Below are 20,221 nucleotides of genomic sequence, written 5' to 3'. Positions count from 1 at the left end.
TTATTCACCGTGCGTTGCTAAGCAGCTCGGAGATACCGATGGCGCGATCGGCAAGCTGTTGGGGCTTTGCCTTTCTTGGAGAGATTGAAATGTTAATGCCAATGTTAAGCGAGGCGGATCCGGCCGAATCGGCCGAAGGGTCGATTGATCCGCTTGGGCTTTATCCGATCGCTGATGCGTTAGCTTCGCGGATGGTTCCGGGCGTCCGCGAACGGCAGCAGCATCCAAGATTCTTGACGGTGATCGCGGCATCGTTGTGGCTATGCAGCACATTCGATGACGACGTCGTTGCAGATGATGGCGTGAGTGAACCGTGGCAGGTGTTTGAATGGTACGTCGTCGAAGGATTGGCCCGTGCAACGCAGGACAAATCATCGCTGCGTGGGTTGCCCGGCCGAGACAAGGCAGACAAGTTGCGTGCCGAGGGCGTTCCGATGTCGGCGCGCGGATATCTGAAGGGGCCGCGAACTTTTGGTTTTCATGGGATCTATCGAGCTCTCGCCCGCGAGATTGGTGTCGAGCAAACTGGACGCCTCGGTGATGCGGGGTTCTCCATTCTGTCGGCTTGGGAAACGGATCAGAACCTAGAAGGTTTTCTGGGAAGCGGCGATGGGCCTGGTCGCCGACACCGCGACCGTTTGCGACAAGCGATCGCTGATGGACTGGATGCGGGCGCCACGGCACGGAAATCGTGGGGGCAGTTCTTTGTTGACCATTTTGGCATCTACGAGGCAAGATCTGGCGAAGCCGAAGCGATTCGGGCAGCGATCGTTACAGGCGATGAGAGTGCATGGGTCGACGGTCATCGCGGCGAGATCTTTGAGGCATTGACTTCGGAGCCCGGACAAGCGGTTTGGATGGAGCAACGCAAAACGGATCGGCCATCTGAACGACGTTTTCACGAATGGTTAATCGGCGGTGCGAGCGAACCGCTTCGCGAACTGCTTCAGGCGATCGCCTGCTACGAACAGTTCGCGAGGTATTTGCAAAACGCTTTGGATGCTTGTTTGGCTTTCATGGTCCAGCACCGCCTACGATTAAAGTCGACGGAACTTGCCGACTTGGACGCCGTTAAGAACGCCGCCGCGAACGTCGCTCAGGTCTATCCGAATGTGACTGACGCACTTTCGCCGCTGGGATTGGTTGATCGTTTTACACGATCGTTCGAAGAGTTCGCCGAGCCGGTCGGCCCTGTCGAATGGGCGGAGCAGTTGTTGGCGTTTCATACGAAGGTTCAAAGTGACAAACCTCCGCATGGCAAGGCACCGTGGTTCGATCGCTTCGATGACGGGTCGTATCTGATTCGCCCGGGCTACATTCGCGACTACGAGGTTCGACCGGTAAGCGAGTACGTTCATGCTTACCGAACCAATTCGCTGTGGTCGTTCGCAGACGATTTGAACCTGCTGTCTGGCGAGGTCAAAGTTGGCTAAACGGAAAATAGAACGAGAAGGATTCGGGAAGCTGCTCGACGCATGGGTGCCACCAAAAGAGGCAGGAGAACCGATCGGCGTGGTCGCGACCTCATTCACTTTTGACGCTGCGTTTTTTGAGGAAGAATGCCTGGCTAGCTTCCTTGGGCTGGAAACGAACCCAACCGACGATGGACCGGCTTACCTGATCGAACGGGAAGACAAGCTGGCTCGCTTGCAGTGCGCATCGGTCTTGGTCGACGTACATCACTGTCGTGGTACGCGGAGTCTGCGTTGGGACTTGCTGCCGGCCCGTTTGCCGGGAATCCAACACTCAAAGGTGTGTCTGCTGGTGTGGTCCAATCAAGTTCGCGTGATGATCGGATCGGCAAACCTGACCGAGGACGGTTACCGCCGAAATCTTGAAGTGTTCGGGGTTTTGGATTTTCACGTTGGCAGTAAAACTCCGGTCGAATGCTTGCTGCAAACAACAAACTTTTTGCGGCGAGCAATCAGCTACAGCGTGACCAACACGCCGGCGGCAACCCGCTGGTACACGCTGCTCGACCGAGTCGAAGAGAATTGCAGCACTTGGGGCACCATGGCCGCGGATCGTAAACGGGCGCCGGTTCAAGTCGAGACGCTGTTTGTCGAACCAGCCGGTGAATCGGGCTTCGATCAGTTGAGTCGAATTTGGCCTGCCGGCGTGGGGCCAAAGTCGGCGGACATTGTCAGCCCGTTCTTCGACCCGCCGGAATCGAAGAATGCTCCCGTGGACGAAGTCTGGCGTTTGCTGCGGCAACGAGGCGAGGTCGTTGTCGGGTATCACGTCGCTGGCGAGGAGTGCTCGGGCTGGGAAGAGCTGGGGCACCACCGCTGGTCACTGCAGGCACCGGATTCATTGCGTCGCACTCCGCGTAGCAGCGCGGTTATCGAGTTCAATCAAGTTCTGCTGCCGGATGCACGACCGTTGCACGCCAAAGGAATCTGGTTGCAGGACGATCGCTATGCGGTCTACCAAATCGGATCGAGCAATTTCACGAGTGCCGGCATGGGCATTGGCAAACGATCGAACCTGGAAGCCAATTTGGTCTATGTGCTTGATGGCAAACGAGACGAGCGTTTGCTCAAAGCGGTCGAGGCGACTTTTCCAAAGAGCGAGTCGGTCGATCCTGACGAAGTGAACTGGCAACCGAAAGCGAATGACGAGGATGCGGAATCGTTGTCGCAAATAGCATTGCCAGCTTTCTTCGGCGACGCGGTCTTTTCACTGGACACGGCAGGCGACGGTGCGATCACCTTGCATTTTGCCGGCGGGAACTGCGAACCGTTTGTATTGTTGATCGAGGGAACCGACAAAATCTGGTTTGATTCTAGTTGCTTGGAAGCGAGCCAATCATCAATCACGCAAACGTTGCCTTGGACGAAAACCAGACCACCGAGCGGTTTCGAGGTTCGGTTGGGAGATCGCGACGCGTTGGCTTGGTGGCCGGTCAACGTGGAATCATCGAACTCACTGCCACCTCCGGATGAATTGAAAGATCTGCCGTTGGACGTGTTGCTGAACTTGCTCGGGTCGTCGCGGCCGTTGCATCGGGTCATGGCAGATTATCTGGCGAAACAAATCAAGTCAGATCATGACGAAACCGCAACGGCCATTGATCCCCACAAGCGCGTCGACACGAGTGATTTCTTGCTGCAACGGACTCGCCGCCTGTCGTGGGCACTGACCAAGATGCGGCTTCGTGTTGAACGACCGACTGCCACGATCGAAACTTTGAACTGGCGGCTGTACGGTCCCGTAGGTGTCTTTGCCCTAGCAGAGGCGATTGCTCGTGAAGCCACAACGTCCGCGGAATCGGCGTTCTTGCTGGCAGAACTCGCGTTGGAACTGTCGCGTGCGGATGTTGTCGCGACGACCGGTTGCGTCGATGTCTCGATCCACCGCAATGAAATCTCCAAACTCAACGACAAACTTCGATCCTTGCTGAAGGATGATGCTGGTGACAGCGAGCCGGCTAATTTGCGGGCCTACATTGAATCGGTGTTTGATGAGGTGATCCAATGAGCTTGGCTTACTCGCTGCATCCGAAAATCGACCTGCACGTGACGGGGCGAATCTCGGCGTCGGACGCGGAACGTCAAACGACGACAGCCAAAGTCATCTTGGCAAGGTTGACCGATCAGCCAGGTGTCATCTTGGCGGATGAGGTTGGCATGGGAAAAACGTTCGTCGCCATTTCGGTGGCCGTTTCGATCGCCCTAGCGAATCGTGGTGGTCGGCCAGTCGTCGTGATGGTGCCCGCCAACCTGAAAAACAAATGGCCTGAAGACCTGAATTTGTTCTGTGAACGATGCCTGCCGCCCGAACTCGCCAAGCGGGTGAAATTCAAGACGGCTCAGCGGGCCGTTGAATTCTTAAAACTGTTGGACGATCCCAAAGACCGTCGTTGCTCGATCATTTTCATGACCCACGGGGCAATGAGTCGCGGACTGAATGATCCTTGGGTCATGTTGGCATTGATTCAGCGAAGCCTTCATCGACGTCACAATACTGCTGGGCTGAAGCGGGTTCTCGGACGATTCCTCGGCGACTTGCTTCAAAAGAAAGACCTCACTCGAAAAGACAACGACATCTGGAACAAGCTGCTTGGAAATCCACCGAGCGAGTGGCTGCGGTTACTCCGTGGTATTGCCGACGAAGACGACGATCCGGTGCCGGAGGCGATTGTAAAATTGCTTCCCGAACTGGATACGTCGGCTGTGTTTGACGCTCTTCAACAAATTCCGCAGCGACGCACGAAACATTTTGGAACAAAGTTGGTCGCCGCGCGTCACGCGATCAAGGAACAGTTGCGCGAAGTTTGGCAAGAGTGTCTTGCGAAGTTTCGGCAACGTCTGCCGTTGCTGATTCTCGATGAAGCCCATCACCTGAAAAACTCTGACACGCGATTGGCAAAGCTCTTTCGTTCGGAGGAATCTCTTGACGATGCGAATGCGATCTCGCAAGGAGCTTTGGCTGGCATCTTTGAACGGATGATGTTCTTGACGGCGACACCGTTTCAACTCGGTCACGGCGAATTGTGCAGTGTGCTGGATCGCTTCGAGGGCATCCACTGGACTGGCAAGTCCGCACCGCCGGCAGGCCTGGAGGACTTTTCTAAGTCGCGTCAATCATTGCGTCAGAGTCTGGACCGTGCTCAGGAAGCCGCCCTGTGCCTTGACCACGCCTGGGGACGATTGACTCGCGATGATTTAAATATTGATGGCAAGGTAGTCAGCAATGTCGAGGAGTGGTGGAGCGCGGTCCGCGAATCAGGTGACTTGCGAGGGACTGTCGCGGACGTGCTGGCCTGTTTCGATCGAGCGAAACAGACGTTGCAGGTCGCCGAGGATCATCTGAAACCGTGGGTGATCCGACATTTGAAATCACGCCAGCTTCCGGGTGAGAAAAATGTTCCGCGACGAAAGCGACACGTTGGGGACGCGATTTTGTTGGATGATCCCAGCGATGCGGGGCGAGGGTTGGATGTCTGCGGAGAGGCACTGTTACCGTTTCTCTTGGCTTGCCGAGCATCATCCGCCACGCCTGAATCCCGCCCGGTGTTCGCAGAAGGCCTCTCGTCCAGCTACGAGGCATTTCTGCACACGCGGATGATGAACGGTACAAAGTCAACCGACGACGACGATGACATGATGGAAGGTCCAAACAACGGTGCTACGACCGAGTCCGGAACCGATTGGTATTTGAAGAAGCTCGACGTTCTGCTGGCTCCGGCGGAATCAACTGCTTTGCCGCATCCCAAGGTCGATGCAACGGTCGCACGTGCCGTCGATATTTGGAAACGGGGTGAGAAACTCGTTGTCTTTTGCCACTACGTCCAAACGGGGCGAGCACTGCGTCGTCGAATCTCCAGTGGCATTCAAGCGGAGATCCTCCGGCTCGGTTCTGCCAAGTTGCGATGCTCCGCCGATTCGGTAGCGGAAGAGCTTGATCGGTTGGGCAAGCGTTTCTTTGACGACGACGGAAGACTAAGACGAGCGTGCGACCGCGAGGCTCGTCAGTCGTTGGGCAAGTTTCCGAGTCTCGCCGACGACGAAGAAACCCTTGTTGAGATTGTGCGACGCAATCTTCGGACACCATCATTCTTGGTGCGGTTCTTTCCATTGGGTATCGATGACGAACCCGATGAGTTGATGCGAGCAGCGTTCGATGCCCTCGACGAATCGGGCCAATCGTTCAGGGTTATCGTCGAGCAGTTCTTTTCGTTCCTCGCCGAACGATGCGGAAGCAAACAGCGGGCCGCCTACATCGACGCCGTGAAGCGAATTCAAACCGGGGCACATTTCGGATCGGATTCATCTGCGGAATATGATGACGACGAACTGCAGGGGGAGGTGATGGAACAACTGCTGCCCAACGTTAGATTGGTCAACGGTCAAACTCGAAGCGAAACACGGCAACGGTTGATGCTGACTTTCAACACTCCGTTCTATCCCGAGATCTTGATCGCCAGCAGTGTGATGTCCGAGGGAGTCGATCTGCATTTGAATTGCCGGCACATGATTCACCATGACCTTTGCTGGAACCCCAGCAACCTCGAGCAGCGAACCGGTCGGGTTGACCGAATTGGTGCCAAAGCAGAGAGGGTTGGCAAGCCCATCGGCGTTTTCCTCCCGTACGTCGGTGAGACCCAAGACGAGAAGATGTATCGCGTGGTGATGGACCGTGAACGATGGTTCAACGTCGTGATGGGAGAGGATTATAAGATTGACTCGGCGACAACCGAGAAGCTCGCTGCGAGGGTTCCATTTCCAGCGTCCGCGGCAAACGAATTAGCGTTTCAACTCGAAGCCGAAATGAATCATCAGGAGCTCAGCACAACATGAACGGACGTTCGATACGGATCTATTTGCCTGACGGCGATGCGTCGGGGTTGCTAACCGCGGAGATCATGAATTGGTCGGGCAAGATGTTGGTCTCACCGCGAACTCGGTTGGCGGACTTGGCGAAGCGGGAAGAGATCTCGCGGACCGGGATCTACGTGTTGGCTGGGCCAGATCCGGAGAATCCCATGGGCGAAATCGTTTATATCGGAGAAGGTGACAATGTGTTCCGTCGGCTTGCTCAGCACGACAAAGACGAAAAGAAGGAGTTTTGGACACGATGCGTCGGCGTCATCAGCAAGGACCTGAACCTGACCAAAGCTCACGTCCGTTACCTGGAAAGCCGTTTGATTTCGTTGGGCTACGCGGCCGGCAGGGTGAAGATCCACAACGGAACTTCACCGGACGCTCCCTGGCTGCCGGAAGCTGATGCTTCTGACATGGAGGGGTTCTTGGAGCACGTCGAATTGATGCTTCCGGTGATCGGATTCAACTTTCTCCGACCCAAACCAACGGTGAAACCGACTGCCGAGATTCTGGACGACACCAGTTCACCGACCTTTACATTCAGTTCAGGCGATGCCAAAGCAACGGCAAAAGAGGTCGACGGGGAGTTTGTTGTGCTGAAGGGTTCCACGGCAACGTTCGAGCCACGTCCAAGCTGGACGAGTTACCGCGATCTGCGACAACAATTGGTCGATGAACAGAAGTTGGTTGAAGTGCCTGACAAAGGCTTGTTGTTATTTGCCGAAGATGTTTACCTCAGCAGCCCCAGTGCCGGTGCGGCGATCGTCGCTGCGGGTAACACGAATGGCCGCGCCGCGTGGAAGACGATCGACACCCAGCAGACTTACGGCGACTGGCACCAATCGCAACTTCCCGATTCCGACGACGAATGAAAGTCTATCTCGACGATGAACGTAGGACGCCTGATGGTTGGCATCGCGTGTATTGGCCTGATGAAGCGATCGCGTTGTTAAAAACCGGGATCGTTACCGATCTCAGCCTGGATCACGATCTTGGCGATGACGATCGCGGCACGGGATACGACGTTGTCCTTTGGATCGAAGAACAGGTGGCATTGCACGGCTTCGTGCCGCCAGCGATGCAGGTTCACTCGGCGAATGTGTCAGCTCGGACCAAGATGGAGAATGGCATTCGTGCGATCGAGGCAATGGTGAGCCGACGAGCTGAATAGGCTGTGGTTCGCTGCGAAACGCTCGTGGTCATCAAAACAAGAGTTGTTCTTGCTGATCGGGTGCCACTGCTTCGTCGAACTCGGTGGCTGAGTCTTGTGCTTTTCGGCGGTCGATGAACGCTTCGATTTCGTTCTCGTAGGGGAACCAGTGGAACATGAGCTGGGTGTTCACGTCATCCGTGTTGGCGTTGAACGACTCGCATCGTTTTCGCATGTCCTGGAACATCGCATGCCACTGTTTCTCTTTCTTGACGGCTTCGGACTCGGACATTGCTTCGATGTGTTCCACCTTCAAGCGGAATGGACATCCCGACTGCAGTTGATTTCGTCGTCGTGCGATGTTGGTGGATCGGCCGATCTTCACGAATCGTCTGCCGAGGAACTCGCAGGTGATGAAGTACACGCCCGATTTTGACAAGATGAGGTGCTTCCGGTCTTGAAGGTGATCGAACTGGCCGCGAAGAAAACGGATCCCTGGACAAGGAATCGATTCGTTTCTGCTTGCGGAAAGGTGCAGTCAGGTAGCGACAGACACTGTAATCCATCGCGTGCCTCTTTCACGCCCCTGCGTCCGCGTCACTGTCCTGGAGGAGACTGCCCGCGAAATCTCGGACGTCTTGATTGGAATGGTTTGATTCGATCAGCACTTCCGTGACAAGCCGGTGCCAAGTTTTGGACGTCTGGCAGTCCTTGAACAACCTTGTTGGATACAAGCCAGACGGTTTGGTTGCGGGCTGGATAGCGTCAAAAGTCCCCGGCTCTAGCTTGTCGAGCCGAACGAGCAGGATCAGTGTCCCGATCGCAAAGTACGGACGCTCCGTCTCTTCGGGTGGGCGTGTTTGCATGCACCAGCAAAGAAACTTCAGCGCCGCGTGCGAAGTCTTGTCGCCAAGTTTCATCACACTTTCAACGAGCTGAATGATCGTCGAATCTTCGCCGGTAAAATGGCCTTGGTTCGCGGGTTCGCTCGCTGCGCGAAGCAACGCGGCGCACGCGAACAGACGCATCCAATGGCCTCGATCGCCGGTCGATCCAGGCGACCAACTTGGATCTTCCGGTTCCGACCACCGGATCAGCTCGAGAACCTCTTTCGGTTCCCACTGCATCGGGGCGAGAATTTTGCCGCTCTTGATCGCTGCAAGTTGTTCAAGGTGCTCGTCAAAATCCGCTCCGTAGTCCGCGGCGGCGATCTCGCGAAGCATCGATTCATCCACGTTTGAAAAGACAATTCGCAGCAGATCGTCACTGGAGGCTTCGAGCTGATCCAAGGATTGGTTTGACACTTCTTCGACGCATTTCCGGCGGAAACAAAACGGACGGGGACCGACGACGAAACGAGACAGCAGAAGCGCCCAAAGGGTTCGTGTCCGTTTGGTAGTTCGATCACGATTGTCGATGCGACACCATCCCATGCGATTGCCCACCGAGACAACTGCCCGCAGCCAGTCCGCCTGTTCAAGAATTTGCCGAGTGCAGGCATTCACTTCGCCTGATTGGGTGACAGAAATCGTGTGCTCACTTCCGGTGATCACCTTGTCGTGATCAGCGTGGGGCAGCGGGATTGTCCAAACGCAATCCCCGTGCATGCCTCGCATACGACGCAGTTCAACACGTCCTGCTTTGAGCTGATTTGTCGCTCGTGGTGAGAATGGTGATTCCCATCGTTTGATAACACCACAACGTTCTGTTGTTGAGTGACAAAGTCAACGTAACCGGCATGTTCGTTTCATCGAAAATTCCGATTCGGCTCCGCGCATCGATGCGAGATGTTGATTGCCTCGCAGCCATCTACAATCTCATCCCGCTTTCAGATAGGAACATTGGGCTGGCTTGACATCATGACTAACGAATTAAATGTGACTTCGGAACCTGCTTGCATCCAAGTGGAAGCCACTGATTGCTTGAACTATGCGTCTTGGCAGAATTCGGTCCCGCTGGTGAAGTCATTGCAGGTCCGAAACCGAACAGGCGAAGCGATTCAAGATGTCAGACTGTCGGTCGCTTCGTCACCGAGCTTTATCCGTCCCAAGCAGTGGGTGCTTGATCGACTGGATGCCAATTCCGAAAACGTGCTTCGTGATCGCGACGTGCAATTGGACGCAGACTACTTGAACGGTCTGAACGAAGCCGAACGTGGTGTCCTGAGGTTCACGCTCTGTCATGGTGAGAAAGTCATTGGGACGGCGGAGAAAGCAATTCGCGTTTTGGCCCGAGACGAGTGGGGAGGCTTGAATTCCGGAGGCGAGTTACTGGCGGCGTTTGTGATGCCGAACGATCCCGCCATCGCGAAGGTGCTGAAGATTGCCAGCGATGTGTTAGCGAAACACGGCTACGACTCAGCACTCGATGGTTACCAGAGCCGTGACCCACGACGTGCATACATGCTTGTCGCGTCCCTGTGGTCGGCGGTCGCGTCTCGCTCGTTGACTTATGCGAACCCGCCACGAAGTTTCGAATTGGTTGGCCAGAAAACTCGTCGTCCCGCCACGGTGATGACGGATGGTTTGGCCACATGCTTGGACGGCACGCTGCTGTTCGCCGCCGCGATTGAAGCGGTCGGATTGAATCCCGTCGTGGTGATGGTGGAAGGTCACTGTTTCGTCGGCGCGTGGCTGATCGAGAAAACACTTGGGCATGTGATCGAGCGAGATTGCAGTGAGATCCGAAAAGCGATCGCTGCTCGCGAACTGATCACCTTTGAGACCACGCTCGTTACCGGACGTCCGCCAGCCCGTTTTGAAGATGCGGTCAAAACAGCAACGGCAGCGACCAGCGAGGCAAAAGAAGACGCTTACCTCGCGACGATCGACATCGGGCGTGCACGAATGAGCCAAATTCGCCCGCTCGCTTCGCATCAAGCGGCGGCGAACAACGCGGAAGAACCTCAAGAAGAACGTGGACCGCTTCCGTTGCCCGCCGCTCCCGCGATCGCCGACCTCGCGTTGGAGATGGTAGATGAGACGCCTGTGACGCCTGAAGGTCGCATTGACCGTTGGCAACGCAAGTTGCTGGACCTCTCGCTTCGCAATCGGCTGTTGAATTTCAAGCCGAACAAGCAATCAGTACCGATCCTCTGCCCTGATATCTCGTTGCTCGAGGATCGTTTGGCGGATGGAAAGAAGCTGCGGTTGCTTTCGCTGCCGAAGCAAAACCCGCTCGGCGAACGTGACGCGGAAACTCATCGTCAGCGAACCAGCCAGGACCTGAACGTCGAGTTTGCACGCCAGGCTTTGAATCGCGACGAAGTTTCTTGCTCGCTTACCGAGGATGAACTGTCAAAACGATTGACCACGCTCTATCGCAACGTCCGAAACGATCTCTCCGAAGGAGGGTCGAACACGCTATTTTTGGCGGTGGGATTCTTGAGATGGAAGCAGAAACCGGACGAGATCAAGACCTACCGGGCACCGTTGCTGTTGGTTCCTGTCAAGCTGATTCGCAAAAGTGCGTTGTCACCGTTCTACCTGGCGATGCACGAAGACGATGTCCGTTTCAACGCGACCCTGATTCAGTTGCTTAAAAAGGACTTCGATCGAGACCTGTCCTTCTTTGAGTCTGATCTTTCTCGCGACGAGAGCGGCGTCGATGTTCCGAAGATCCTGGCGACCATGCGGCGTGAAGTTCGTGACATCCCCGGCTTTGAAGTCGTCGATGAATCGGCACTCGGAACGTTCTCATTCGCCAAATACTTGATGTGGAAAGACTTGGTCGATCGCATCGAGACGTTGAAGCAAAACCGCGTGGTTCGCCATTTGATCGACAGCCCCGAGCAGGCGTTTGAATCCGCGCCGGGTTCGATCCCGGCCCCTGGGCAGATCGACGATCGGTTTGAACCCAAGGACATCTATCATCCGCTACCTGCCGACTCGTCGCAGTTGGCCGCTGTGATGGCCGCTTCCGAGGGGCAGGACTTTGTCCTGGTGGGGCCGCCGGGAACGGGAAAAAGCCAGACGATCGCGAATGTGATTTCGCAGTGCTTGGCGGTGGGCAAAACCGTGTTGTTTGTTGCAGAGAAGACGGCCGCGCTAGATGTGGTTTATAGGAGGCTGAAAGAACATGGGTTGGGCGATTGCTGTCTTGAACTACACAGCAACAAGGCCGAACGCCGGAAATTCCTCGACCAATTGGATTCGGCATGGCAAAACAATCGGCGCGCAAACGAGAACGATTGGCTCACCATCAGCGAGCGTCTGAAAATCCGTCGAGACGAATTGAACGCGTACGTTGCCTCCATTCACCGGACGCATCCCAACGGCTGGTCCGCGTATCAGGCGATGGGCACTTGCGTGAAAGGAGGCGACCAACCAACGCCTCCGTTGGATTGGGCCGACACAGTGCAGCACGATCGCGATGCCTATCAAAACCTAGCCCGCATCGTTGACTCACTGGCACTCACCTATGGTTCCATCGATCCCTCGTCCGCGTTGCCGATGGTGAAGAAGACAGAGTGGTCGGCCTCGTGGGAGCAATCGCTGCTTGCTCAGTGCGGGCAGTTGCAAAGTGTTGCGACCGGCCTGAAAGACGCGTTGCAAGTTTTCGCAAAAGCGATCGGCGTTGGACCGAAGCTGGATTGTTCGTTGGCGGAGATGGACGGCTTGAATCGATTGGCAAGGTCCTTGGTCGATTGTGCCGGCGAGGATGTTCGCATGTTGTTCCACAAGCAATTTGCGAAATTCCCCGCGGCCAAAGCCGAATTGACAGCCGCAATCGACGCCTACCGTGACGCGGTGCAGTCCATGGACGCGGATTACACCGATTCGCTCGACACAGTTCCGCTTGACGAGATCGACCAAAGCTGGCGACAAGCCGTTTCGGCATTCTTTCCGATGTCCTGGTTCGCCAAACGAAAGGTGACTCGTTTGTTGCAGACATACGCATCGAGTGGTGTTGCCAATCCAGCAACCGATATCCCGGGGGTTCGTTCGGTTCGGGAGCAATTGAAAACCATCGAGGCCAGTCCGCTCGCGGATCAGACGAGCCATTGGAATGCCACCGAAACCGACACGTCGAAGCTTGAGGCTCAGTTAGCAAAGGCCGGTGAACTTCGCTCTTCGATTGTCGCCATCGGAAAACTGTTGAACGCGACGAACGAGATTTCGAAAGCCGTTCACCCGCACACTGATGGAAAGAACGCTGAAGCACCTCCATTCGTGGCTGCTTCTCAATTTCTTCAGGCGACACAGGTGTTTCTAACTGGCATCAAGGCGTTCGCAGATGTGTCCGGTGCGATGCCTCTATCAAAAGAGACCCCGGGGATCGCTGAAGCTGCGATCGCCGCCGCGCATGGCATTGAATCGAATCGAAGTGCGCTGCAGCGTTGGACATCCTGGTGTGAGGTAAATAAGGAGGCGAAGACGGCTGGACTCGCTTCATTCGTGACGGCCCTGGAGCAAGGCGAATTGAACGCATCCAACTTGGTCGACCGATTCCAGCTAACCTACGCGCGATGGTGGATTCGGGGCGTGATTGACCGGGACGATGTCCTGCGTTCGTTCCAACGTTTCAAGCATGAAGATGCGATCGCTGACTTTCGGGAACTGGATGAGCAGGCCCGAGCGGCAGCGTCGACGCGTGCTAGACAAGCGATCTCGCACAACTTGCCTGTTGAAGGCATTCCCAAGAAAAGTGAACTTGGGCTGCTACGTCATCAAATCGGATTGACTCGGCCCAGCAAGTCGATTCGCGAGGTGATTAGTGCGATGCCCGAGGCGTTCGGAAAGCTTGCGCCGTGTTTGCTCATGTCGCCGCTTTCGATCGCACAGTACCTGCCGTCGGACCAAGCCTTATTTGACGTCGTTATCTTTGATGAAGCGTCCCAGATCACGACTTGGGATGCGATCGGTGCGATTGCTCGCGGCCGACAAACGATCATCGTGGGCGATCCCAAGCAACTGCCGCCGACAAACTTCTTTGGTCGAACCGACGATGATGAAACCAATGACGACATCGAAGATCACGAGAAAGACCTCGAAAGCATCCTGGACGAAGCAAAGGCGTCGGGGCTGCCAACGCTGCAACTGAACTGGCATTACCGCAGTCGCCATGAATCATTGATTGCGTTTTCGAACTGGAACTACTACGGCAATAACTTGGTCACGTTTCCCGCCGCGGAATCGGAGGATCGTGGCGTCTCGTTCGTGCATCTTCCCGATGCGGTCTACGATCGTGGCAAGAGCCGCACCAATCGCAAAGAAGCTGAAGCAATTGTTCGCGATGCCGTCGAGAGGATGAAACGCAATCTCAGTTTGCCGGAAGAGAAGCGATTGACGTTTGGTGTGATCACGTTCAACTCTCAGCAACAGTCACTGATCCAAGACTTGTTTGATCAAACCCAGCGAGATTGTCCTGAGTTGGATTGGTACTTTGCCGACGAACGGATCGAGCCAACCGTGGTGAAGAATCTTGAGAACGTCCAGGGCGACGAGCGTGATGTGATGTTGTTTTCAATCACATTTGGGCGTGATATCTCTGGCAAGAGCATCCCCCTGACCTTTGGTGCGTTGAACCGCGACGGTGGCGAGAGGCGATTGAACGTGGCTGTCACAAGGGCGCGGCAGGAACTCGTCGTATTCTCGTCCTTCAAGGCTGACGAACTCAATGCCGAACGGTCCAAAGCTCGAGGCGTGAGTGACCTGAAAGCGTTCCTGGAATACGCCGAGAAAGGTCCCGAAGCAATCGCGGCACGGATCGAGGGGAGTGTCGGTGGATTCGATTCGCCCTTCGAGGAAGCTGTTGCTGAAGCATTGCAAGACAAGGGATGGCAGGTTGTGCCACAAGTGGGGGTGTCAGGATTTCGCGTTGACCTGGGCATTCGGCATCCAGACAAACCAGGAGCGTATTTGTCCGGTGTCGAGTGCGATGGGGCGACCTATCATCGCAGTGCGGTGGCTCGCGACCGCGACAAGACTCGGCAGATGGTTCTGGAGAACCTTGGGTGGAATATCCTGCGGGTTTGGTCGCCCGATTGGTGGTACGACGCAAAATCCGCAACCGAGACACTTGACCTGCAACTGGCTGAATTGCTGGAACAGTCGCGAAGCGAAGCAACCGAGATATCCAAGCTTGAAATAGAGACTCTGCTAGCAATGCCAGACGAAGCAGAGCCTGCTGTCGTCTCCGGCGAGCTGGAGAAGGCCGATGAAGGATCGCTGGCAGGATCCACTGCGACCAACGATCCCAAGGCCGACTATGCACGCGTCCAGCTACCGGACGCTTCTGGGAACCAAGATCGGTTCTACGACGCGTCCTACGATGACGAATTGAAACAGATGGCAATGGAAGTTTTGAAGCACGAAGCTCCGATTCGCGATGATGTTCTGGCCAAACAGATCGCCCGGGCCCACGGTTTTGCAAGAACTGGAGCCAACATACGCAACCGCATCCTGGAACTGCTCGGCGAAATGGTTGCAACCGACGAAGGGACCGGCCGTTTTCTTTGGTCCAGCAAAGAGCCACAGGTGGTTGTGAATTTTCGGTTTGCCAAATCCGACGATGACCGACGCAGCGTCGATGAGATCTCCATTGCCGAGCTTTCCGGTTTGATCCATCAGCAACGAGAGCTCCTCGCGGAAGACGACCCTGCCATCGCATTCGCTCGTAGTATCGGTCTGGCACGCCTGTCGCAATCCGCCCGAGATAGAATCGAGGAAGCGATTCGAACAGTGTGCAAGGACTGATTGGCAGGCTGCATCAACCGAGGTCACAAGCAAAACCAATGGACGGCTTCTCTGCGAGACGCAGTGTCCATTGAGACGTAATCTTCATTCGAACAGGAGTTGCCCTTGGCGATCGAACTTATGTTCTTCGTTGTCGATCTCCGTGGTCGTTTGCTGTGCTTTCCGGTCTTCGATGAACGCTTCAATGTCGTTCTCGTAGGGGAACCAGTGGAACATGAGTTGGGTGTTCACGTCATCTGAGATGGTGTTGAACCACTCGCATCGCTTGCGAATGTCCTTGAACATCGCATGCCACTTTTTCTCTTTGACGACGGCTTCGGATTCGGACATCGCTTCGATGTGTTCCACCTTGAGTCGGAACGGGCAGCCTGATTGAAGCTGACTTCGCCGTCTTGCGATGTTGGTGGACCGACCGATCTTCACGAATCGTCTGCCGAGGAACTCGCAGGTGATGAAGTAGACGCCAGAGTTCGACAAGGTTCAAGCTTCCGGAGTTGTTGCAGTGTGGGCTGTTTGCGACGAACGGGTGGCGATCTCTAGCCTCCGGCTGTTGCGTCAATCTTTTGCTGGATCTGTGCAATGCAGTTCGCAGTGTAGGTAGCGTGTTCTGGCCAACGTGCTTTGATTTGTTGGTAAGCCTGAATCGCCTCCTTCCAATCGCCGAGTTGATGGAGTCGCGAGGCGGCGTCCAATGCATCGTCGGCGGACAGCTCTTGTTCCGGCTCTTCATCGGCGTCGCCGAAATCGAAGTCGTCGGGCCAGTCAAACTTTCCGACATCCATGAACGCGTTGCACTTGGGACAATTTTGCGTTGTGCCGTCTTGGGACGCGGGAAACTCGCTGGTCACACCGCATTCTTCGCACTCGGATTTGATTGCTGGTGCGTTGTCCAAGTCCGCTCGGCGTCGATCTCGTTGGCTCTCGAATTGTCGCAGCAAATCTCCGGCACGCTGGAGGTCCGACTTCTCAACGAACACCTGTGGCTTGTGAAATTGGCTGATGGTGCCGAACGCAAACAGGCTCACACCCGAGTTGTCTTCGACCGCATAAGCACGGACACCGTTGGATTGCAGCCAAGTGACGATTGCGTGAGCTTCCAAGTTGCCGCTGGCGGTGTAGGCAAGCGTCGGTGTGGCAAGCGTCTCTGCATCGTTGGGATCGGGCGACGATGGCGTTTCAGAGTCGTCTTTCATTTAGCATCCTCTCCGCGGTGTTCGGGCGATCACAGTTGTCGAGAAGTTCAGTTTGATAATCCTAATTGGTCCGCAAGCTGACTAAGTGCTGGCCGCCGGTGTTGGAGATTTCCGTTTGCACTTTCAGCCCCGGTGCGAGCCGTGAAAGTCGATCGACGAGCCACTCGGCCACCGCGTCGGCATCTTCGCGGGTCGGGCAACGAGCCATCGCCTCGCGACCACCTTTTCGCTGCAACCGCTCGGCTGCCGCGATGATCGGAGCCGGATCGACAACGATGAGATGATCCGGCCAAGGCACGACTGGATCGTTGGAGCCTTTGCCCGTGTTGCAACTCTTGTGAGCCAAGCGTTCGGTCGGCAGGTCACCTTTGTCCTGTTTCTTTTTCTTGGCTCGGCCCTTGCTGATGCGTGTGTCCAAGCTCGCACCGCGAGGGTCGTTGGGCGACATGTCGGGATCCACCGGTTCGTCGCACAACCAACATCGCCAGCCATCGGCTTCGCCCACATCGTGAAGTTGTCCCATCGGCTTTCGGCTTTCAATTGCATGGTTTCGGTTCGATTTTGAATTGCATCAAGGTACCGTGGTCCGCCGCCTCGAGAAGGGCGAGTCCAATGCCAAGCCTTTGCAGAGAACCGACCGCGGACGATTACCGATTCGGTCCCGAAGGGCCAATGTAGCTCTTCGCAATGACAACATTGTCAAAGTACACGATGTTTTCGGATTGCTTGGTCCAGCGATCTGTTACATAGCTTTCCAGCGTCAATGCGTTGGCAAATAGCGTGGGGCTTGTTCGCCAGTTGAAACCTGTCCAATGCCCACGCAGCTCACCGTCGATCCAGTAGGCTTGCTCACCATCGTTCTCTCCGGGCGTGTTGTGCTGAATCATGAACTCAAAACAAATCCAATCGCCACGCTGAATGTTCGGTTGTGACTCTGGGCGAAATCCGTTGCCCCAGTATTTGCCGTCGGGGCTCGCTTTCATCGTGTGCCAGTAGCTGTAAAAGTTCCAGCGTCCTGGCGGAGACCACTTGCCCCAATTCCCCCACGGTTCAATGGCGGTTGAGAAACGCTCCTTTCCATCAGGCAACAACCCGGCTCCACCGAATCCACTCCAACGGTCTTTGCCCTGCAATGACTTGTTTGCACGAAGCGTACAAAAATGGTGCACGTAGTCGCAGTCTTCGTCGAACTTCGTGTAGAAGCGGATGAAAAGTCGCTCGGAGGACTCAAACCATTTCGTGAATCCGCCGCCGGTATTCTTATCCAAAGTCGCGGTTACTTTCAGCGATCGCTCGCCAAGCACATCCGGATCTTGCCCCGTCGCACTGGATGGCTTGGTGACGAACGAGAGTGCGTTCCCGCGGTTGCTGGTGTCATCCCACTTGGATCCGAGATCTCCAGATTCGAAGTCGTCGGCGAAAATAACCGCTGCATGGCTGGCGATCTCTCGATCACTCTCGAAATTCGAGGCAAGTCCTTCTCCTGTGGGCAACTCGCTCTCATCAATCAATCGAACCGGTGAAGCGGATTGAGCGGATGCAGGTGATACCGTACTGACTGTCAATGCAGCGTAAACCGCGGTGAGACAGATTGGGTGGCAGTTAAAAATTTTCTGCATAACGGATTTCTTTCGACTCAGGACAACGGAATTGTATCGCAGCACTTCACTCGACCGACCATGAAAGCAAGTTTGAGACGCATTGATAGTCAGATTGCGAACAACATGGCAGCCGATAGTTCACTTCTCGTGATGTGGGTCATTATGTCCCAAGGCCTCTTCATTCTTGTCGCCGCTCGCGAGGGAATGGAAGGTTTTCTGTTTGAGGTAGTCAAAAATGCGTTGGTTCGGTTTCTCATCGTGAGGCATCGTTTCGTTCACTCGAGCGACTTTTGGCTGACGACATCTTTGAGATAGGAATTCACTTCGTCGGGGTGAGTGAGCGAAAGGACGTGCCCGGCGCCGACGACGACCTTGTCTGGGTCTGTGTATTTCACCGGCAGTGTCCAGTCGCGATCGCCATGCAAGTGGTAGACCGGACACGAAGGAACGGGAGCCAACGACCAGTCCAGTATTCTCGACAGAGACCATTTGAAGACTCGCGGATCTGAGTCGCGAAACTGACAAGCAAGACCGTGGGCAAACGGCGCGAATCGTTTCATTCTCCTAGCGGTCATGGGCCGCGATAGCAATTGAAGGAACCGAATTGGAAGGAAGGGAATCAAGAAACGAAATGGACGAGCACAGCGGGCGTACACAGGCAGCTGAGATGGCGACTTGATACTTCCAATCAGAATCACTGCCTGGGCGTCGACGTGTTCTGCCAGATGAAGAGCGACGATTCCGCCAAACGAAGCACCGCCGATGACGCAAGGTCCGGGATCAAGTGTTTCTGCAAGCCGTTGGGCATACTCGTCGATTGACTCTTGCCGGTGTGGGGGCGACCAAGCGGGACACCGTAGTTGCGGGAACGCGACCTTCTGCGGCGTGAAGATGCGAGCGTCTGCGGCAAGTCCGGAGAGCAGAACGAGTGGCGTCTTTGTCTCAACTGGCATCGTGTACTTTGCCATCGATTAAGTTGGGATTTCGCCGATGCACCGAAACCCGAGGCACCGACCGCGAGCGTCAGGGTTTCGCCCGCGGCGGTAACCGGGACGGCACAATTCAATCGGTCCTACCCAGCTGCCGCCGCGTTCACTTCGCGTACCGGTTTCAATTTCTGCCACCGGATCGAGCTGGGTTGCTGCGTCACTCGAATAAAAATCAGGCGTGAACCAATCTCGGCACCAATGCCAGATCGTTCCGCTCATGTGCCTGAGACCAAATCGCGATCGTCCATACTCCTGCTGCACCAATGGAATTGGTAAGCCGTCTGATTCGTACGACTTGCCGCGATGATGAATTCCGGCATAGACGTGTTCTATGTTGTCGAACGCCCCTGCGGCGGCGTATTCCCATTGTGCCTCTGTTGGCAAATAGCTGCGTTCCCAATCGTCGGCCGCCCAGTCGCGGCCGTTTGCCCAACGCGAATAGGCGTCCGCGGCGTACCATGAAACCAACACGACTGGCTGCATCGCTGTGCCAGGAAGTGGCTTCCAAGTCCGTCCACCGCGTTCAAACTGCACGTCAGTTTGGCGATCGTCATCTGGCGAAAGAGTGATCAACATTGCGATGTCGTGTTTCTGCAGATCGATCGAATTGAGGAACCGGCAAAAAGGCAGTCACCGAGACAGGTTCGATGTCGATCAGAAATGGCGACAACGTGACTGAATGACAGGGGCCCTCATCGTGATGAGCGTCTGCGTCGTCGTTGCCAACGAGGACGGAAGCAGCAGGGACTTGGACACAAACCATTCCATCAGTCTTCCGGCGGAACATCGGCAGCTCGCTGGCAGCGTCAAGTTTTTCGTACAGGGCGGCTTGATCCAACTCGTCGGCGTTGATTGTTCCACCAAGCTGCGTGAAGCCGGACTCGGGCGGCGGTAGAAGCCCGACAGGCATCTTTCGCCAGCCACTGCGAACCGGTGCTCCGGTCCCCTGAATCAAAAAAGCAAACTCAGCGAGGTCGCGAATCCTGAATGGCTGGTGAGTGAAGATCAACTTTCCGACAGCCGTTTTCGGTGTGTCGGGAATCGTGATGCCGAATTCATCTTCGGTCTCCATGATCAGCTCGATCAGATCAAGGCTGTCACAATTCAAATCCTCGATCAGGCGGTTTTCCGGCTTGACTTCATCGAGGCCCAGCCCGAGTTGCTCTGCAGTCACGATACAGAGTCGCTTTTCGACTTGCTCTAACTCCAGCCAAACCGAGGAAGCACTCATGAAGGATATCTTTGCACCGGAAATCGAGAGGGTT

Annotated in this window: 15 protein-coding genes; 6 read left to right on the top strand and 9 right to left on the bottom strand. The window is 55.5% G+C overall.

Annotated features, from left to right (window positions below; all coding sequences use genetic code 11):
* The first annotated feature begins 89 nt into the window (after window positions 1–89).
* Genes B2R17_RS06570 through B2R17_RS06550 form a run of 5 tightly spaced genes read left to right on the top strand, consistent with a single transcriptional unit; the run spans window position 90 to window position 7,497 of the window.
* Entirely contained in the window at window positions 90–1,433 is a 1,344-nt protein-coding gene (locus B2R17_RS06570; protein ID WP_286763345.1) for a hypothetical protein, read from the top strand.
* A 46-nt stretch (window positions 1,434–1,479) separates the two neighbouring features.
* Complete coding sequence (locus B2R17_RS06565) at window positions 1,480–3,480, top strand: hypothetical protein (RefSeq protein ID WP_286763344.1); 2,001 nt, start codon at window positions 1,480–1,482, stop codon at window positions 3,478–3,480.
* On the top strand, window positions 3,477–6,302 hold the full coding sequence (locus tag B2R17_RS06560; RefSeq protein ID WP_286763343.1) for a DEAD/DEAH box helicase: 2,826 nt from the start codon (window positions 3,477–3,479) through the stop codon (window positions 6,300–6,302). The genes B2R17_RS06565 and B2R17_RS06560 overlap by 4 nt, the downstream gene beginning before the upstream one ends.
* Complete coding sequence (locus tag B2R17_RS06555) at window positions 6,299–7,198, top strand: GIY-YIG nuclease family protein (protein ID WP_286763342.1); 900 nt, start codon at window positions 6,299–6,301, stop codon at window positions 7,196–7,198. Before B2R17_RS06560 ends, B2R17_RS06555 begins: the two co-directional genes overlap by 4 nt.
* Entirely contained in the window at window positions 7,195–7,497 is a 303-nt protein-coding gene (locus B2R17_RS06550) for a cyclic-phosphate processing receiver domain-containing protein (RefSeq protein WP_286763341.1), read from the top strand. Before B2R17_RS06555 ends, B2R17_RS06550 begins: the two co-directional genes overlap by 4 nt.
* Before the next feature lie 31 nt (window positions 7,498–7,528).
* Here B2R17_RS06550 and B2R17_RS06545 read toward each other — a convergent pair whose 3' ends face one another.
* Window positions 7,529–7,915, bottom strand: coding sequence for a GIY-YIG nuclease family protein (locus tag B2R17_RS06545; protein ID WP_286763340.1), 387 nt, complete (start codon window positions 7,913–7,915; stop codon window positions 7,529–7,531).
* 139 nt (window positions 7,916–8,054) lie between these two features.
* Complete coding sequence (locus B2R17_RS06540; protein ID WP_286763339.1) at window positions 8,055–8,780, bottom strand: hypothetical protein; 726 nt, start codon at window positions 8,778–8,780, stop codon at window positions 8,055–8,057.
* A 555-nt stretch (window positions 8,781–9,335) separates the two neighbouring features.
* Between B2R17_RS06540 and B2R17_RS06535 the strand changes: the two genes are divergently transcribed.
* Complete coding sequence (locus B2R17_RS06535; RefSeq protein WP_286763338.1) at window positions 9,336–15,173, top strand: DUF3320 domain-containing protein; 5,838 nt, start codon at window positions 9,336–9,338, stop codon at window positions 15,171–15,173.
* Window positions 15,174–15,257: 84 nt separating this feature from the next.
* Here B2R17_RS06535 and B2R17_RS06530 read toward each other — a convergent pair whose 3' ends face one another.
* The 7 genes from B2R17_RS06530 to B2R17_RS06500 all read right to left on the bottom strand — a co-directional run bounded on the left by B2R17_RS06530 (window position 15,258) and on the right by B2R17_RS06500 (window position 20,187).
* A complete protein-coding gene (locus tag B2R17_RS06530; RefSeq protein WP_286763337.1) occupies window positions 15,258–15,650 on the bottom strand; it encodes a GIY-YIG nuclease family protein in 393 nt (130 codons plus the stop codon).
* 59 nt (window positions 15,651–15,709) lie between these two features.
* Window positions 15,710–16,366, bottom strand: coding sequence for a DUF2007 domain-containing protein (locus B2R17_RS06525; protein WP_286763336.1), 657 nt, complete (start codon window positions 16,364–16,366; stop codon window positions 15,710–15,712).
* Window positions 16,367–16,427: 61 nt separating this feature from the next.
* Window positions 16,428–16,889 (bottom strand): hypothetical protein, encoded by a 462-nt coding sequence (locus tag B2R17_RS06520; RefSeq protein WP_286763335.1) that lies wholly within the window; start codon window positions 16,887–16,889, stop codon window positions 16,428–16,430.
* A gap of 124 nt (window positions 16,890–17,013) precedes the next feature.
* Window positions 17,014–17,985, bottom strand: a complete 972-nt coding sequence (locus B2R17_RS06515) for a hypothetical protein (protein ID WP_286763334.1) — start codon at window positions 17,983–17,985, stop codon at window positions 17,014–17,016.
* Window positions 17,986–18,242: 257 nt separating this feature from the next.
* Window positions 18,243–18,935: an alpha/beta fold hydrolase gene (locus B2R17_RS06510; protein WP_286763333.1), complete on the bottom strand. Its 693-nt coding sequence runs from the start codon at window positions 18,933–18,935 to the stop codon at window positions 18,243–18,245.
* A 3-nt stretch (window positions 18,936–18,938) separates the two neighbouring features.
* On the bottom strand, window positions 18,939–19,532 hold the full coding sequence (locus B2R17_RS06505; RefSeq protein WP_286763332.1) for a formylglycine-generating enzyme family protein: 594 nt from the start codon (window positions 19,530–19,532) through the stop codon (window positions 18,939–18,941).
* Window positions 19,507–20,187 (bottom strand): acyl carrier protein, encoded by a 681-nt coding sequence (locus B2R17_RS06500; protein ID WP_008665927.1) that lies wholly within the window; start codon window positions 20,185–20,187, stop codon window positions 19,507–19,509. The genes B2R17_RS06505 and B2R17_RS06500 overlap by 26 nt, the downstream gene beginning before the upstream one ends.
* Window positions 20,188–20,221: the final 34 nt, after the last annotated feature.

It is taken from the genome of Rhodopirellula sp. UBA1907, from assembly GCF_002337565.1.
GTDB lineage: Bacteria > Planctomycetota > Planctomycetia > Pirellulales > Pirellulaceae > Rhodopirellula > Rhodopirellula europaea.
Note: the sequence above shows the minus strand (reverse complement) of the source record. Positions and strands in the feature narration are given on the sequence as shown.

Coding starts and splice junctions, on each gene's coding strand:
- B2R17_RS06505 (WP_286763332.1), bottom strand. CDS start 19,532: ATGTTGATCACTCTTTCGCCAGATGACGATCGCCAAACTGACGTGCAG.
- B2R17_RS06555 (WP_286763342.1), top strand. CDS start 6,299: ATGAACGGACGTTCGATACGGATCTATTTGCCTGACGGCGATGCGTCG.
- B2R17_RS06535 (WP_286763338.1), top strand. CDS start 9,336: ATGACTAACGAATTAAATGTGACTTCGGAACCTGCTTGCATCCAAGTG.
- B2R17_RS06520 (WP_286763335.1), bottom strand. CDS start 16,889: ATGGGACAACTTCACGATGTGGGCGAAGCCGATGGCTGGCGATGTTGG.
- B2R17_RS06570 (WP_286763345.1), top strand. CDS start 90: ATGTTAATGCCAATGTTAAGCGAGGCGGATCCGGCCGAATCGGCCGAA.
- B2R17_RS06525 (WP_286763336.1), bottom strand. CDS start 16,366: ATGAAAGACGACTCTGAAACGCCATCGTCGCCCGATCCCAACGATGCA.
- B2R17_RS06515 (WP_286763334.1), bottom strand. CDS start 17,985: ATGCAGAAAATTTTTAACTGCCACCCAATCTGTCTCACCGCGGTTTAC.
- B2R17_RS06510 (WP_286763333.1), bottom strand. CDS start 18,935: ATGGCAAAGTACACGATGCCAGTTGAGACAAAGACGCCACTCGTTCTG.
- B2R17_RS06500 (WP_008665927.1), bottom strand. CDS start 20,187: ATGAGTGCTTCCTCGGTTTGGCTGGAGTTAGAGCAAGTCGAAAAGCGA.
- B2R17_RS06550 (WP_286763341.1), top strand. CDS start 7,195: ATGAAAGTCTATCTCGACGATGAACGTAGGACGCCTGATGGTTGGCAT.
- B2R17_RS06560 (WP_286763343.1), top strand. CDS start 3,477: ATGAGCTTGGCTTACTCGCTGCATCCGAAAATCGACCTGCACGTGACG.